The organism is Pseudomonas artemisiae (assembly GCF_057128685.1).
The window spans coordinates 50,600-67,803 of record NZ_JBSKHS010000016.1 but is presented as its reverse complement, the minus strand read 5'-3'; the positions used below and the strand labels follow the sequence as shown (position 1 = coordinate 67,803).

Sequence of the window (17,204 nt, the reverse complement as noted above, 5' to 3'; positions counted from 1 at the left end):
TGATCGCCGCCTTGATGGCTGGGTGGTAAAGGTCTACTGCGCGGGCAAATGCCTCTATGGCAACGACAGAAACAGCGTTCTGGCAAGTGCCGGGTCAATCCGGCTTCGGTAGATGCTTACCACTTCCTGATCGCTGCGTGCTTGCTGTAGTTGCCGCTGATAGCCGTCATAACGTTGAGTAACCGTTTTCAAGTGTGCGGCGGTATAGCGTTCAGGAGCAGCGGTAAGGGTGTCGTAATGAAAGTGCGCATACCACAGCGGGTGCTTGTCACGGTCCAGGATCTCGTATTCCTGAACGTAGTCTCGACGCCCTTCGCGCCGCAATTGCACACGCGAGCCAATGCGGCGGATGCTCACCTCCCCGGCCCGCAGAAGAAAATCCACCCTCCCGGCGGTGGGCATCAAACTTTTACTTAGCTCGATACGCGCCGCCGTTCCAACGCGCCTGGCTTCAGCCGCCTGGCTGCGCAGGCTCAGCGACTTCACTTGCGCCGAACCGCGTTCTTCGGTCGGAGCATCGGTGGCGTTCACCCGGGTCAGGGCCTCTTCTATCTTTTCAGCCAACTCTTCCAGCCGCTGGGCCCGGCCGTGATAGAGGTCTTCGATATCAGCGGGTATACGCGTGACCTGCTTGAGCCGCTTGAGCTCGCGCAATTCCCGTTGCGCGGCGGCAAGCGCCTGCTCAGACGCCCGAATGAGTGTATTGAGGCGCAGATGGGCATCAGGCGCGGGTGCGGGTGCGGGTGCGGGCTTGGGTTCTACCTTTCGCCAAGCGCCAGCAAGGCTGTCTTGACGCCAGCTTGCCAACACCTGGCCACTGCCCAGCACTTCGGCGATCCGGCCCTGCTGGTCGTCCGCAGGGCGAACATGAGCCATGAACGTTTCACCGTCGGCCGTTTGGATCAGCTGGAGCTTTGCCGAAGCACTTGCCTCGCCGCCTGGTTTATCCTCCGCCGTGGCGGGCCGCTGTGCGCCGGGCTTGCTGGCCGGTTTAGGCGCGGGCTGAGGTCGAGGCCGCGCCGAGGGGCGCGGGTGTTGCCGCGCCGAGGGGCGCGGGTGTTGCCGCGAAGAGCCGGCTTGCTCACTCGTTTCGGCACGAATGAACTCGCCCATTCGCCGCTCGGCATCCTTGCGCAGTGTAACGGTAACGGCCGCGAAGCGCTCCAAGGCAGTAGACCGATGCTCCTGGGCCAGCGTCTGGCTAAGCGCCTGCGCCGCATCCTCGCCACGCTGATAGGCGAGCGCCGCGCTATCGAATACGCTTATCCGCTCTTGGGCTGTGAGCGCACCATTTTCCACGGCGTCGGCATGGGAAGCGGAATGGACCAGTACGGGGTCCAGCGCCGTGTATACTTCCTCGGCCAGCGCAGGGGAATCACGTAGCGGCTCCAGGGCCTTGGATAGCCGGCAGTAGGCCAGTGACGACCACAACTGGGGAAGAGAGACAGACAGGGCCGCTTTGTCGGCGTTTTCTATCAGAAGCCGTTCACCAACGCCAGGGAACGCGGCGAGTCGTTTCATTGTGTTGTGATGGGCTTGAACATCGTTGGCGGTGCGCTCCAGCAGCGTTTCGAACTGGTCAAGAAACGCCCGCCAGGCACTAGGGTTAGCCGTTACTCTGGCCTCGAATTGTGCTTCGCTGGTGTGGAGTAGAGGCGATTGCTGCAGAAGATCACGGCTCAGCTCTGTAAGGTTTTCTATCAGTGGTTTGCTAACATTGAGCAATCGTTCCAGAAGAAAACACTGGCGCTCGGCAAACTCGGTAAGCGGCGTCTGCGCATGCAAGGCCTCGTAACGGTCTATCACCTCCAGACACTCACGGTGGCCTTTGCTCAGCACCTCGTCCAATGCACGCCGGCCTTCAATCAGGGCCTCACCCCGCGCTGGAGCACGCTCCAACTGCTCTGCCAAGGCATTGGCCTGATCACGCACGGTGTCGAACACAGGTATGGCCTGTGCCCAGATTTGCTCGGCCTGCGCCCGAATTCGTTCGTTCTGCCGTCGCCGCGCCTCGATCCTGCGATTCGGCCCTCCGCCCAGCAGCCGCAGGCGCAGATCCAACACCCAGCGACCGGTTTCGTCACGGCGCAAATAAGGGCCGGGCTGCCCGTCAGGCCCGATGATGCGAGGCGTATCACTCTCTAGGTTTACCGCATAGAAATCATCTTCCCATTTCACCAGCAGTTGGTCCTGATGCAGGTAAAGCCCTTGAGTAGGGCCATGCGGTATGACCCTCAGCCCATGCTGCGGGGGCCTAGCTCTCAGTGCCACCAGTGCCTGGCGCTGCCGGGCGTCCAGCACAAGTTCCGCGCTGCTCCAGCTGACTTCCAGCGCTCGCGGCCGGAGGTAGGCTCCTTTCTCCTCGGCCACCGCCTCGACCAACGTGGACACCCTAGGCGGTGCCGGCGGACGCAAGCCCGAGCGGACTTCAGGCCAGGGCGCCAGGCTGCCTTCCTCAATCTCTGGCCGGGTAACTTCTGCGCCACTCAACCCTTCGCCGGTATAGGTCGGCTCCCGAGGCTCATCAAGGGGCCAATGCGCCCTTTCGCTTACCAGCAGCAGTACGATGCTGAACAGCAAATCATTGCGCGCTTGCTGGCGCTCGCCTCTTGAGTTGTCCTTGGCTTTCAAGTAATCCGCGAACTGGTCACTGAGCTGAATCAACCAGCCAGCCGCCGACAGCGGACCATTGAATACCGGCAACAGGCCATTGAACAATGTCCATGAGAGTGTGCCCAGGGAGACCCAAGCGTCTTCGGCATTGGATATTGATCGACGCTCGGCCGCATCGATGATGGCCGCGACCACTTGGCAATAAAGGGTGTCCAGCACCGGCGTGTCGAGCGGCGTAAGCAGTGGGCGGGCCGGAACAGGTCGCTGAAGCGGCGCGAACTCATCGCCCAGGCCGAAGCGCATGACCCGCGGCTGGCGCCATCCGCCCTGGCTATAGCGAGCACGCCCAAGATCAGTCATCCACCGCAGCGCTTCATCCTGCATCTCACCGGGCGCCGCAAGGTCCTCCCAGAGCGCATCCAGGGAGCCGTACTGGCGCAGCTGGTCTGCGTTTAACGGGCGATAAAGCACGCAACACCCGCTCGGTTCGCCGGTGCGGATAAAAACGTAGGTCGCGGCGATAGGATCAACCCCGAAGCTTTCGCCCGCGGTAACGCCCAACGCCATCAGGCGGGTCGTATCTTCCGCTGGCTTGGCACCCACGCCAGCCATGATCAGTTCATAGCCGTGGCGGTCGAAACCGTTGTGATGCTTAAGTACCAACTCCCACGCCAGTAAGGGCAACTGCATGACCACTTGGTGGCAGAATAGCGCCCGGCGCCCGGCTGCTTCAGGGCCTTCAAGCAGGCGTTCGCGCAACAGCCGCGGATAGGCGCCGCCCACGTCGATGCCGCGGATCAACCCTTCGAGGGCATCACCGTCCAACCAGGCCGGGAGCGTCGTGCCCGGCTTGGGCGCGACCTTCAGCCAGCCCAGGCTTTGTGAGGACAGGTTGTTGATGGCCAATTCGACCACATCCACGGGGTCTTCCCGCAGCTCCGGTTCCCAAGGACCGCCGGCGGCAGCGACCAGGTCTTTCATCACGTAGACTCGGGAGGCAGCAATGTTGTCAGGGTTTAACGGTGGCCCTTCCGGATGCAGGCGCGCGGCCTCCTCGCCTAGACGGGCCTGCGCATACGCTTCCAGGCTTGGAACCCCCCCCAGAAACCAATTGCGCTCAACCAAGGGTTCGCTAAGCGCGACCTGTGCAAGCTTCACGGCATATTGCCAGCGATCCCTGGCCGAAGCTTTTCTCAACCACTGGGGGAGCCGCATCTGCAACCAGCGGTTGGTTCCCCGTTGTACTTGCGCGTCAAGCATAAACAACCCAGTCAGGCCATCGCTGGCCACCCCCAGGGCATCACCAGAAAAGTGGCCCGCTTGCTGCGGTAGCGATGTCACAAAATACCTGACCTGAATCAGCTGGGTCTGCAACAACGTTCGGGCCAGGGCGTTGAAAACGTCACCCTCTACCTTCAACGGGCGTACGTGCGACGCGGCAAGGGAGGCTTTATTACCCAGGCGACGGTTGACGTCGGCGAGCAGCGCTTGCGACGAGGGAAGCCAACGAAGGCCAGCCCCAGGAGAAAACGCAATGAAACGCTCGGCCCCCGACCGCGTAAGGGTCAAGAGCAAGTGCGGATCAAGTTCGGCATCGAAAGGTATGGCCAGGTTCGCCTGTTCGAGCTGAACCAGCGTCGGAAGCACTGTTATCCCGGCCGCCGTTATAATTTCGGTGTTTCCCGGAGTGCGCGCCGCTACCATCATGGCAGCGTCATAAGCGTCCTGGGGAAGCCTTTCGGCTAATCGCGCGGTCTCCAATGCGTGGATGAATGCCCTGCACAAGTAATCGCCCATCCAGGCCCAGTGGGTCTTGCCATGAATATCAGCAGCGCTCCAATAGGTCGCCAAGGCTTGAGCAAACGCGTACTCCAGCGACGGTCGTACCGCGTCCAGTTCTTCGGCAAATCGGCCCAGGTCCATCTGCATCGGTACCCAACGCTCTCCTTCGCGGCGCAGAGCAAGCTGGTAGTCCTTGACGATCGTCAATACGCCATCACGTGCGAACAGGTCTACCACCAGGTCCGGGAGCGCAAGATGCTGGGTTTCACCTGTGGGGGATACTTCCGGCGGCCAGCCCAGGGCGACATCATTCGGGTCAAGGGTGATCGGCGGTGTCAACTGGGCCAAGGCCTGCGCCGCGAGGGAGGACGCCACAGACCGCAGCACCGGGAGTTGACTGAAGCGCTTTACCGCTTCGCCGGTCAACGGCGAGGCGTCGGATAGGGTTGTCATAAGGGGGGAAGTAAGCGGCATGACAGTCTCCATGAGTAAGGAGCCGTCATACAACCTTGCCCTACACAGCGGCAGGTGTTAACCGGTTACCGCCTGTTCTCTGCGCGCCAGGAGATCACGTTTCTTCCAGGCTTAATAAAGCTTGTAAGTCGCAGTAAAAAGGCGAGAAATCCGAAACTTCTGAATGGCGCCCGGGTCAGCTTAACAGTGAGTGGCACGCGTCTGCGGATAGGCCCCCTCACCCACCCCAGGAGCGTTTTACACCTCGGCGGCAACGCTGGGGAAACGGCCAAGTACCCGGCCGTGGGGTCGGATAAAAAATAGATCCGCCAGAAGTCATTTACGCTACGGGAGAGAGTTTAATGATCAGTGCCGCTGTCGAGACACACGGAAAACGTTTCAATCAGCAGGTAAGCGAGGCCCCCTCGTTGCCGGCAATTGCTTCGACTGGCAAGGTACTGCAACCAGATCACAGCGCGAATCCGAACCGCAAGAAAGTGCTGTTCGTGACCTCGGAAATGGCCGACCTCATCAAGGCCGGCGGCCTGGGCGACGTCTCCGCGGCCCTGCCACGGGCCATGAGCCATTTGCATGACGTACGCATTCTAATCCCTGGCTATCCTCAGGTGCTGGAAAGCGACAACCCCATACATATCGTTGGCGAGCTCAGTGGCTACGCCGCGTTGCCGCCTTGCAAGGTGGGGCGCATGGACACCGCCGACGGGCTGGTGATCTACGTTCTGATCTGCCCTGAGCTTTATGAGCGAGATGGCAACCCCTACGGCGCCGTTAATGGGCGCGACTGGCCGGATAACCACATCCGCTTTGCACGCTTGGGCATGGCTGCCTGCGATATCGCGGCCGGCCATGGCATGGTTCACTGGAAGCCCGACCTGGTGCATGCCCACGACTGGCCAAGCGGGTTGGCGCCGGCCTACATGCGCTGGCGTGGGGTGAAGGTCCCTACTCTGTTCACCATTCATAACCTCGCCTACCAGGGCGTGGTGAGCGTGGCCTGCTGCCCTGAGCTGGGGATTCCGGAACATGCGTTGCAGCAGGACGGCATGGAGTTCTACGGCAAGCTGTCTTTCCTTAAGGCGGGCATGGCCTATGCCAGCCACATCACCACCGTGAGCGCAACCTACGCCGAGGAAATCACCACCCCAGATTTCGGCTGCGGCATGGATGGCTTCCTGACCAGCAAGGCTCAACAAGGCCTGCTCAGTGGTATCCCGAATGGGATCGACGACAGCTGGGATGCCGCCACTGACTCTCATCTGGTATGCCCTTTCGATCTGAACGATTGGGAAGGCAAGGCGGTCAACGCCGCTCATGTACGCAAGCTGTTCGAGCTTGAGCCTTCCTCGGGCCCACTGTTCGCGGTTGTGTCGCGCCTGGTTTACCAGAAAGGCTTAGACCTGACAGAGGGCGTGACCGATTTCATCGTGCGTAAGGGTGGCCAGATCGCAATCATTGGCCGTGGTGAGCCGGAAGAAGAACAAGCCATGCGCGACCTGGCCAAGCGCTACCCAGGCCAGGTTTCCGCACGCATAGGCTTTAACGAAACCGATGCCCGGCGGATGTTCGCCGGTAGTGACTTTTTACTGATGCCTTCGCGCTATGAGCCTTGCGGCTTGAGCCAGATGTACGCTCAGCGCTTCGGCAGCCTGCCGGTCGCGCGTAAAACCGGTGGGTTGGCCGACACCATCGAAGACGGTGTAACGGGCTTTCTGTTCGATGAACCCTCGGTGCAGGCTTATGAGTCTGCTCTTCAACGTGCTTTCTACGCTTTCAACACGCCTGATCTGCTCAACGCCATGCGCTGCCGAGCAATGACCCAGCCTTTTAACTGGTCGCAAGCTGTCGAACCCTATGCAGCGCTTTATACCAAATTGGTAAATCGCGCTCAGGGGCGTGGCGGGCGGCACTACTGATCGAGGGAGTGCCGTAATGGCTGACCTGCAACCTGTTTCTTGGGCTCACGGGGCCACCCGCGTGGGTGACCAACTGACCCGTTTCGCGCTCTGGGCACCTGACGCCAAGAGCGTGAGCGTGGTATTCGACGATGGCGAGCTGCTACCGATGACCGCAAAAGCGGACGGCTGGTACGTCGCTGACAGCAATTGTGGTGTAGGCACTGCCTACCGTTATCAGATCAATGGCGACTTGCAGGTGCCAGACCCGGCCTCTCGCGCCCAGTTGAGCGACGTTCAGTCCCAAAGCGTAGTGGTCGATACCCAAAGCTACCCCTGGAAGCACCAGTGGCAGGGCCGGCCGTGGCACGAAGCAGTGATCTACGAGGTACACGTAGGCCTGATGGGTGGCTTCGAAGGCGTAATGAAGCACCTGCCTCGCTTGGCCGCATTGGGCGTAACGGCCATCGAGCTGATGCCGATCGCGGAATTCCCGGGTGATCGTAACTGGGGGTATGACGGCGTACTGCCCTATGCCCCCGAGCATGCCTACGGCAGCCCTGACCAACTCAAGGCAATGATTGATGCCGCACACGAGCACGGTCTGATGGTGCTGCTGGACGTGGTGTACAACCACTTCGGCCCAGACGGCAATTACCTTAACGCTTATTGCAAAAGCTTCTTCAGCGAAGACAAACATACCCCCTGGGGCGCGGCCATCGATTTCAGCCGCCCGCAGGTGTGTGATTTCTTCATTGATAACGCCTTGATGTGGTTGTTCGACTACCAGTTCGACGGCCTGCGCTTCGACGCGGTACACGCCATCGAAAGCCCGGACTTCCTGCAGAAAATGGCCAAGCGCATCCGTGACAAGACGCCGCCGGGCCGTCATATTTGGTTGAACCTGGAAAACGAGCACAACCAGGCCAGCTTGCTGCAAGAGGGCTACAACGCCCAATGGAACGATGACGGCCATAACGCCCTGCATGTGCTGTTGACGGGTGAGACCGAGGCCTATTACGCCGACTATGCCGAGGACACCACCGGCAAGCTGGCGCGCTGCTTGGGTGAAGGCTTTGTGTACCAAGGGCACACCAACCGCAAGGGTGAAACCCGGGGTGAGAAGAGCGGCCACCTAAGCCCGTCCTCTTTTGTGCTGTTCTTACAGAACCATGACCAGATCGGCAACCGCGCCTTTGGCGAGCGTCTGGCACAGTTAAGCCCCGAGCCTGCGCTTAGAGCAGCGACTACTCTGCTATTGGCTTCGCCCATGGTGCCACTGATGTTTATGGGTGATGAATGGGGCGCGTCGCAGCCCTTCCAGTTCTTTACTGATTTCCACGGTGAGCTGGCCGAAGCGGTGCGCAATGGCCGCCGTTCCGAGTTCGAGGCCTTTAGCGCCTTCCAAGACCCAGAGCGTCGGGAGAAAATCCCAGATCCAAATGCCAAGAGCACCTTCGACAGCTCCCGTCCAAGGTTCGACGAACGTGATGGCGAGCAGCACAAGCCTTGGGTAGAGCTGTACCACGCGTTGCTTAGCCTGCGCCGTCGTGACCTGTTCCCTCGCCTTGCCGGTAGCACCTCGCTGGGCGTCGACATTTTGGCCGATAAAGCCGTATGTGCCCGCTGGCGCTTGAACGACGGCAGCACCTGGCGGATTGACCTTAACCTCAGCGAGCATCCAGTTGCCACGGCATTGCCTGCTCAACATCACCTGATGTTCGACAGCCGTACTGGAGACCAACAGGCGCTGGGCGAACAACTGCCTGCCTACACCGCGCTGGTAAGCCTGGTACCCGCAGATGCTTCGGGGGCCGCCCATGAGTGATCAAACCCTGGAGCAACTGGCTCAGGCAGTAGGCATCGCCATTGAATGGAAAGATGCCAACGACCGGCCCCAACGGGTTACACCTGAGGTATTGCGTAAAGTACTCACCTCCCTTGGGCACCCTGCTGATTCAGAAGACGAGGCCGCCGCCAGCCTAAAAGCCCTGGGCGACCAGGGTGGCAACGCCCTGCCGCCGTTACTGACCGTGGACTATGAGCAGCCACTGCCGCTCAACGCCTGGCTGAGCCCAGGCGCGCAGTGCAAAGTGCGCCTGGAAGACGGCAGCGAAATGGACGTACGCTTGGACGACAACGCTGCCCTGCCAGGGCTGCTACCTGTTGGCTATCAGCAGGTCCAAGTAGCGGGCCAGGATTTTACCGTGGCAGTGGCGCCTGCCCAATGCTACGGCGTAGGGGACGCACTCGACACCCCAACCCCGCGGGCATGGGGCCTAGGTGTTCAGCTGTACTCGTTGCGGCGCGAGCATGATGGCGGCTTTGGCGATACCGAAGCCCTGGAAGCCTTCGTTCGCGCCGCGGGTGAACGTGGTGCGGATGCTGTAGCCATTAGCCCCATGCACGCCATGTTCAGCAGCGATACCACTCGCTATAGCCCCTATTCACCCTCCAGCAGATTGTTTCTGAACGCGCTTTATGCGGCACCCGGAGCTGTGTTGGGCGAGCGCGCGGTACAAGCAGCCATTAGCCGCGCCAATCTGGAAAGCACCCTTAAAGGGTTACAGAGCCAGGAACTGGTCGACTGGCCGAAGGCCGCGCAGGCTAAGCTGCAGTTGCTACGCACCCTGCACGAAGACTTTAACCAAGGCGAACATCCCCTGCGTGAGGATTTTGCCAGCTTCCGCCACAAAGGCGGCGAAGCGCTGGCAGACCACTGCTGCTTCGAAGCCCACCAAGCCGAGTGCGCGCGACGGGGTGAATCCCTGGACTGGCGCCAGTGGCCAGAGGCCTGGCGCGACCCACGCAGCGCTACCGTTGCCGCCTTCGCCCAGGACCATGCCCAAGAGATCGAATTCTATGCCTTTGGCCAGTGGCTGATCGCGCGCAGCCTGGAGAGGGTGCAGGTCGCGGCACAGGCAAGTGGCATGCGCATTGGCTTGATCGCAGATCTGGCCGTAGGCGCCGACGGTGCTGGTAGCCAGGCCTGGAGCCGCCAGGACGAACTGCTGGCTGACGTCACTGTAGGAGCGCCGCCGGACATTCTTAACCGTTCTGGGCAAAGTTGGGGGATTTCCGCATTCTCCCCTCAGGGCTTGCGACGCAACGGCTTCCGTGCCTTTATCGAAATGCTGCGGGCCAACTTTGCCCATGCAGGCGGGTTGCGTATCGACCATGTGCTGGGCCTGAACCGCCTGTGGGTTATTCCGCAGGGTGAAAAACCGACGCAAGGCGCGTACCTGCAATACCCCTTCGATGACATGTTGCGTTTGCTGGCCCTCGAATCCCACCGTCATAAAGCCATTGTGCTAGGTGAAGACTTGGGTACGGTGCCTGACGGGTTGCGGGAAAAACTCGCCGCGCGGGACATTCTCGGCATGCGCGTATTGCTGTTCGAACAAAGCCAGCCCGGTGAATTCAACCCGTTGATGGCCTGGCCGGATAATGCCCTGGCCACCACCAGCACCCACGACCTGCCGCCGCTCAAAGGCTGGTGGCAGACCAACGAGATGGGCTGGAGCCGCCGCCTGGAGCTGATCGACGAGCCTACCGAGCAGGAATGGCGTAACACCCGGGTCAAGGAAAAAACCGGGCTGGAGCGCATCTTGCGGGAAGACCCGCAGAACTTCAGCGATGAACGCACGGACAGCGACGAAGCCGATCGCATTATCGACGCCAGCGTGCGCTTCATTGGCCATACCCGTGCCCCGCTGGTGCTGCTGCCAATCGAAGACGCCCTGGGCCTGGTGGAACAGCCGAACCTGCCTGGCACTATTGACGAACACCCTAACTGGCGCCGCCGCCTGACCGGCACTGGGGCCCCATTGCTTGACCAGCCCGACCCTGCGCGGCGGCTGGAACTCCTGGCGGTAGCGCGCCGACAAGCTTATGAGCGTGATCGATGAAACCATTTACTTCCAGCATCCGGCTGCAGTTTCACAAAGACTTCACCCTAGATGACGCTGTTGCCTTGGTCCCCTACTTCGAGCGCCTGGGCATCAGCCATGTCTACGCGTCCCCGGTGCTTACCGCCCGTGCAGGCTCAATGCATGGTTACGATGTGGTCGACCCTACTCGGATCAACCCTGAGCTTGGCGGCGAGCCTGCACTGCGGCGCCTGATCGCCGCGCTACGCGAACGCGACATGGGCTTCATTCTGGACATCGTGTCCAACCACATGGCAGTGGGTGGCGCCAGTAACCCGTGGTGGCTGGACCTGCTGGAGTGGGGCCGTCGTAGCCCCTACGCGAATTTCTTCGATATCCAATGGCACTCGCCAGACCCACTGATGGAAGGCCAATTGCTAATCCCGTTCCTGGGCAGCGATTACGGTAGCGCCTTGAAGAACGGCGACCTGCCCCTGCGCTTCGACAGCGAAACCGGCAGCTTCTATGTAGAGCACTACGAGCACCGTTTCCCGGTAAGCCCGCCGGATTACGCTAGCATCCTAAGTATTGCCGTAGACAACCGTCTTGAAGCACTCGGCGAACGCTTCGGCGACCTGGCCCATGAAGCGGACCCCTATGCCGCGGCACCTGCGCTGCGCCAGGAACTGGCTAACCTGGCCGCCGAGGGCGGTGCGTTCCGCGCCTTGGAAACGGTACTTAAGATGTACGACTCGGCCACTCCGGAAGGTTTCGAGCGCTTACACCGGTTGCTGGAACGCCAGCACTACCGCTTGGCCAGTTGGCGCACCGCAGCCGATGACATCAACTGGCGCCGCTTCTTCGATATCAACGAGCTGGGCGGCCTTCGGGTTGAGCGTGGCGATGTGTTCGAAGCCACCCATGCCAAGATCTTCCAACTGGTCGAAGAGGGCCTGGTGGATGGCCTGCGGATCGACCACGTTGACGGTCTGGCTAACCCTCGCGCTTATTGCCGCAGGCTGCGCCGCCGTGTGGAGCGGTTGCTGCCCAACCGCCCGGCTGGAACGGCGGTGGAACATTTCCCGATTTATGTAGAGAAAATCCTTGGCAACGGTGAACAGCTGCACAAGGATTGGCAGGTAGACGGCACTACCGGTTACGAATTCATGAACCAAGTGTCACTGCTGCAGCATGACCCTCGGGGTTATCAGCAATTAAGCGACCTTTGGGTGAAAATGAGCGGCCGCACCGCGGACTTCATGGAAGAGGTACGCGCCGGCCGGCAGTTCGTGCTTCACGGCACTTTGGCGGGTGATTTCGAGTCCGTGGCCCAGGCGCTACTGCAGGTGGCCCGTGCCGACGTGATGAGCCGCGACTTCACCTTGGGTAGCATCCGCCGAGCCTTGGAAGCACTGGTTGTTCATTACACTGTGTACCGCACCTACATCACCCCGTGTGGGCGGCGTGAACAGGATGAGCCCTTCTTCCAACAGGCGGTGGAAGGTGCGCGCGCCAGCATGAACGAAGGCGACCTGCCAGTGTTGGACTTCTTGGTCAAATGGCTGGGCGGCGAGCCTTGGCGTAGCCTGCCCGTTGGCCGCCGTCGTCGCGCACTGCGCCACGCCTGCGTCCGCTTCCAGCAGCTGAGTTCACCTACGGCAGCCAAAGCCATGGAAGACACCGCCTTCTACCGTAGCGCGATGCTATTGTCCCGCAACGATGTGGGCTTTGACCCAGAAGTGTTCAGCGCACCTGTTGAGGCCTTCCACGACGCCAGCCAAGTGCGCGCCAAGCATTTCCCACGTAACCTGTTAACCACTGCCACCCACGACCACAAACGTGGTGAAGACACCCGTGCCAGGCTTGCGGTGATCAGTGAGCGCGGTACGTGGTACAGCGCGCTGGTCAACCATTGGCATGCCATGGCCAGTAACCTGCATGGTGAATACGCAGACGGCCCTGCGCCCTCCGGCGGCGACGAGGCCATGCTTTATCAGGCCCTGCTGGGTAGCTGGCCATTGGACCTGAAGGCTGATGATCAATCCGCGCTTGAGGCCTATGCCGACCGTATGTGGCAATGGCAGCAAAAAGCCCTGCGTGAAGCCAAACTGGTCAGCAGCTGGAGCGCCCCTAACGAGGCCTATGAGAAAGCCTGCGAGCAATTTCTGCGGGACCTGCTCACGGCTGAAAGCGCCCTTGCGTTGCGTCAGTCTGTGGTAGCAGCGGTACAGGTGCTTGCACCGGCTGGCGCACTCAACAGCCTCGTACAAAGCCTGCTTAGAACCACTGCCCCGGGCATTCCGGACCTGTACCAAGGGACCGAGTTCTGGGACTTTAGCCTGGTCGACCCGGATAATCGCCGGCCTGTGGACTACACTGCTCGCAGCAAGGCACTGGCGCAGGAAGGTGCGGTACCTGAGTTGCTTGGCCACTGGCAGGACGGCCAGGTCAAGCAGGGCCTGATCGCCGCGGTGTTGAACGCTAGAGCCAGGCAACCGGCGTTGTTCCTGGAGGGTGATTATATGCCTCTGGAAACCGGCGGCGAGCAGGCCCAACGGATCATTGCCTTTGCGCGTCATCACCAAGGCCGTTACGCGATCGTGATCGCACCACGGGTATGCAGCGAGTTGCTTACCGAAGGCGAGCTGTCGATCAGCGAAGAAAAATGGGGGGATACCTACGTTCGCCTGCCTGAAAACCTCTCGTCGCTTGAGTTCAGGGGACTTTTTGCCACTCAGGCAGTCACATTGAGCAAGGACCTACGGGTAAGCGAAGCGCTTAAGGCATTCCCGGTCAATCTCTATCTACAAAGTGACGCGTAATCAGGAGCATGGATATGAGTGTAAGCGATAAGCGCATTGAAGAGTTCGCCTATTACATCTGGGAGTCCGAAGGGCGCCCAGACGGCCAGGCGCAGCGGCACTGGGAAATGGCGACCAAGCTCGCCGAGGCTGAAGACAAGGCACCGGCCAGGCTGCCGAAGAACGCTCCCAAGAAGCCGGTAGACAGCGCCCAGGACAATGGCGCCGATGCGTCGAGCGACTCCGCCAAACCCAAGCCCAAGCCTGCTAAAGGCACCAGCAAGGCTGCCAGCGCCGCCGAGCCTGCCGCTAAAAGTACCGCTAAAACTGCTCCTGCCAAGGCAAGCACCAAAGCTGCGCCTAAAGCAGCAGCGGAGAAAAAGCCTCGGGCACCGAAAAAACCCGCGGCGCAGTAACCTGTTGCATGGCCCCACGCGCTGGGGCCATGCAACCTTGCCCCGACCCTGTCCAGCGGTCGCCCGGGCTGAACCATCACGCGGCTGTGCCGCCTCAGATATCACTCCCTTTTTATTAGCGTTTTACACGTGAAGGATGCCCCATGAGCCGGCAAAGTACACCCGAACCCGCAGACAAGCCCACTGCCAGTGGCTTTACTTCAACCATTGATGCATCGCGCATCCGTGAAGGCTTGCCCTTCCCGCTTGGCGCTACCTGGGATGGTTTGGGTGTGAATTTCGCACTGTTCTCAGCCAACGCCACTAAGGTGGAGCTGTGCCTGTTTGAGTTCGACGAAGAAAACGACGTACACCAGGAAGTGGCCCGTATCGAATTGCCCGAATACACCGACGAGGTGTATCACGGCTACCTGCCGGACGCGCACCCTGGGTTGATCTATGGCTATCGTGTATATGGCCCCTACGAGCCTGAGAATGGCCACCGTTTCAACCACAACAAATTACTGATCGACCCCTATGCCAAGCAATTGGTGGGCGAACTGCGGTGGTCTGAGGCGCTCTTCGGCTACACCCTTGGCCACCCTGACGGTGACCTGAGCTTCGACGAGCGCGACAGCGCGCCGTTCGTGCCCAAGTGCAAGGTTGTTGACCCCGCCTACACCTGGGGCCATGACCAACCGGTACGCGTGCCGTGGGACAAGACCGTGATCTACGAGGCCCACGTACGTGGCCTGACCATGCGTCACCCCTCGGTGGCCGAGCCGCTGCGTGGGACCTTCGCCGGCCTGGGTAACCCAGACGTGATGGACCATATGAAGAAGCTGGGCGTTACCTCGGTCGAGCTGCTGCCCATCCATGGTTTCGTCAATGACCAGCACCTGCTGGACAAAGGCCTGAACAACTATTGGGGCTACAACAGCATCGCGTTCTTCGCCCCCCACGCCCGTTACCTGGCCAGCGGCAAGATCGCAGAATTCAAGGAAATGGTCGCCCACCTGCACGATGCAGGCTTGGAAGTGATCCTTGACGTGGTGTACAACCACACCGCGGAAGGCAACGAGCGGGGCCCTACCCTGTCCATGCGCGGTATCGACAACGCCTCGTACTACCGCTTGATGCCTGACAACAAGCGCTATTACATCAACGACTCCGGCACCGGTAACACTTTGGATTTGAGCCACCCCTGCGTATTGCAAATGGTGACCGATTCCTTGCGTTACTGGGCCAGCGAAATGCATGTCGACGGTTTCCGCTTTGACCTGGCAACCATCCTCGGTCGCTACCATGATGGCTTCAGTGAGCGCCACAGCTTCCTGGTCGCCTGTCGTCAAGACCCGGTATTGCGTTCGGTCAAACTGATCGCCGAGCCGTGGGACTGCGGCCCCGGTGGTTACCAGGTAGGCGGCTTCCCACCGGGCTGGGCCGAATGGAACGACCGTTTCCGCGATACCGTACGTTCATTCTGGAAAGGTGACGACGGCAAGCTGAGTGAATTCGCCGCGCGCATCACAGGCTCCGGTGAGATGTTCAACCAGCGTGGCCGTCGCCCCTTCAGCTCGGTGAACTTCATTACCGCGCACGATGGCTTCACCTTGCGGGACCTGGTGTCCTACAACGAGAAGCACAACGAAGAGAACGACGAGAACAACCAGGACGGTACCAGCAACAACATGTCTTGGAACCATGGGGTTGAGGGTGAGACCGATGATCGCGAGATCATGGAGCTGCGCCTGCGTCAGATGCGTAACTTCTTCGCCACGTTGCTGTTCTCCCAGGGCACTCCGATGATCGTTGCCGGTGACGAATTCGCTCGTACTCAGAACGGCAACAACAATGCCTATTGCCAAGACAGCGAAATCGGCTGGGTCAACTGGGAACTGGACGAAGACGGCGAGCAGTTGATGAAGTTTGTGCGTCGCTTGAACAAGCTGCGCCAAACCTACCCAATGCTGCGTCGTAATCGCTTCTTGGTGGGTACCTATAACGAAGAACTGGGTGTCAAGGACGTGACCTGGCTCGACCCTCAGGGCAACGAGATGTCACCGGAACAGTGGGAAGACAGCAACGGCCGCGCCTTGGCTATGTTGCTCGACGGCCGCGCGCAGCCTACCGGTATCCGCAAGCGTGGTGATGACGCGACCTTGCTGATCATCGTCAATGCCCACCACGACGTGGTCAACTTCGTGCTGCCAGAGGTGCCCCAGGGCAAACACTGGACGTGCCTGGTGGACACCAACCGGCCCAAGCTGCGTAACCAAGAAGCGCTGGATTCCGGTAGCGAGTACATGGTGACCGGCCGTTCGTTCCTGTTGTTCGAGCTGCAACGCGAAGACGACGAGTAATCTCCGCCGGCCCCTAGGGGCAAGCGCGATTACTGTAGGATCCAGCAGAGCTGGCGAACAGTGCAGGCGCGGACGTGTCGGCCCTATTCGCCAGCTTCGCTGGCTCCTACAAGCCACAGGCATGTACCCCTAGACACCCGGTCATGGAACCGCTTTTACAAAGCCTAGTCTCACCTTATGAACCCAACTGTATTCAGGAGCGACCGTGCACGCCGAACCTGCCGAGGGTGATAGCCCTCCACCTGGGGGCGCACCGGACGACCGTGAGGTCCACCGTATCAGGGTGCTTACCGTCAACACCCATAAGGGTTTCACCGCTTTCAACCGACGTTTTATCCTTCCTGAATTACGCGAAGCCGTGCGCAGCACCAGCGCGGATATCGTGTTTCTGCAAGAAGTACTGGGCGGGCATGACCGCCACGCCTCGCGCTTTGCCAACTGGCCACAGGTGTCGCAGTATGAGTTTCTGGCAGATAGCATGTGGCCGGAGTTTGCCTATGGCCGAAACGCGGTCTACCCCGACGGCCACCACGGCAACGCCTTGCTGTCCAAATACCCGATCCTGCATTACCGCAACCTGGACGTATCCATCACCGGCCCAGAGCGCCGGGGTTTTCTTCACTGCGTATTGCAAGTGCCAGGGCACGAGCATGGCGTACATGCGATTTGCGTGCACTTGTCACTGATGGAACACCACCGCCAGCAACAGCTCCAGTTGCTGCGCCAATTGCTAGACTCCCTGCCCCCTGAAGCGCCAGTGATCATCGCCGGGGACTTTAACGACTGGCAGCTCAAAGGCAACGCTACCCTCGCCTGCTATGGCGACCTTCACGAGGCCTTTGAACATAATCTTGGCCAGCTACCCCGTACCTATCCCGCGCGCTTCCCTTTGCTGCAACTGGACCGCGTTTACGTACGCAACGCCAGCAGCCATCATCCGCGGATCCTCGGTAACAAGCCGTGGACGCACCTCTCGGATCACTTGCCGCTCTCTGTGGAAATCCATTTATAAGGC

General features: G+C 60.4%; 8 protein-coding genes. 7 read left to right on the top strand and 1 reads right to left on the bottom strand.

The window, feature by feature from the left end; translation table 11 throughout:
* Positions 1 to 54: 54 nt before the first annotated feature.
* The gene (locus ACWKV4_RS17155; protein WP_483833302.1) at positions 55 to 4,869 is read right to left on the bottom strand and encodes a dermonecrotic toxin domain-containing protein; all 4,815 of its coding nucleotides are present in this window, start codon (positions 4,867 to 4,869) and stop codon (positions 55 to 57) included.
* Positions 4,870 to 5,210: 341 nt separating this feature from the next.
* On the opposite strand from ACWKV4_RS17155, the gene glgA reads away from it, so the two are divergent.
* From glgA to ACWKV4_RS17120, 7 genes are all read left to right on the top strand, one after another.
* On the top strand, positions 5,211 to 6,782 hold the full coding sequence (gene glgA, locus ACWKV4_RS17150) for a glycogen synthase GlgA (RefSeq protein ID WP_483833301.1): 1,572 nt from the start codon (positions 5,211 to 5,213) through the stop codon (positions 6,780 to 6,782).
* Positions 6,783 to 6,798: 16 nt separating this feature from the next.
* On the top strand, positions 6,799 to 8,589 hold the full coding sequence (gene treZ, locus ACWKV4_RS17145; RefSeq protein ID WP_483833300.1) for a malto-oligosyltrehalose trehalohydrolase: 1,791 nt from the start codon (positions 6,799 to 6,801) through the stop codon (positions 8,587 to 8,589).
* Positions 8,582 to 10,669 carry a 4-alpha-glucanotransferase gene (gene malQ, locus ACWKV4_RS17140; RefSeq protein WP_483833299.1) on the top strand — a complete coding sequence of 696 codons (2,088 nt, stop codon included), beginning with the start codon at positions 8,582 to 8,584 and terminating at the stop codon, positions 10,667 to 10,669. Before treZ ends, malQ begins: the two co-directional genes overlap by 8 nt.
* Positions 10,666 to 13,452 (top strand): malto-oligosyltrehalose synthase, encoded by a 2,787-nt coding sequence (locus ACWKV4_RS17135; RefSeq protein ID WP_483833298.1) that lies wholly within the window; start codon positions 10,666 to 10,668, stop codon positions 13,450 to 13,452. The genes malQ and ACWKV4_RS17135 overlap by 4 nt, the downstream gene beginning before the upstream one ends.
* A gap of 14 nt (positions 13,453 to 13,466) precedes the next feature.
* Complete coding sequence (locus tag ACWKV4_RS17130; RefSeq protein WP_483833297.1) at positions 13,467 to 13,847, top strand: DUF2934 domain-containing protein; 381 nt, start codon at positions 13,467 to 13,469, stop codon at positions 13,845 to 13,847.
* Positions 13,848 to 13,990: 143 nt separating this feature from the next.
* Entirely contained in the window at positions 13,991 to 16,189 is a 2,199-nt protein-coding gene (glgX, locus tag ACWKV4_RS17125; RefSeq protein ID WP_483833296.1) for a glycogen debranching protein GlgX, read from the top strand.
* A 277-nt stretch (positions 16,190 to 16,466) separates the two neighbouring features.
* Positions 16,467 to 17,201 (top strand): endonuclease/exonuclease/phosphatase family protein, encoded by a 735-nt coding sequence (locus ACWKV4_RS17120; RefSeq protein WP_483833326.1) that lies wholly within the window; start codon positions 16,467 to 16,469, stop codon positions 17,199 to 17,201.
* Positions 17,202 to 17,204: the final 3 nt, after the last annotated feature.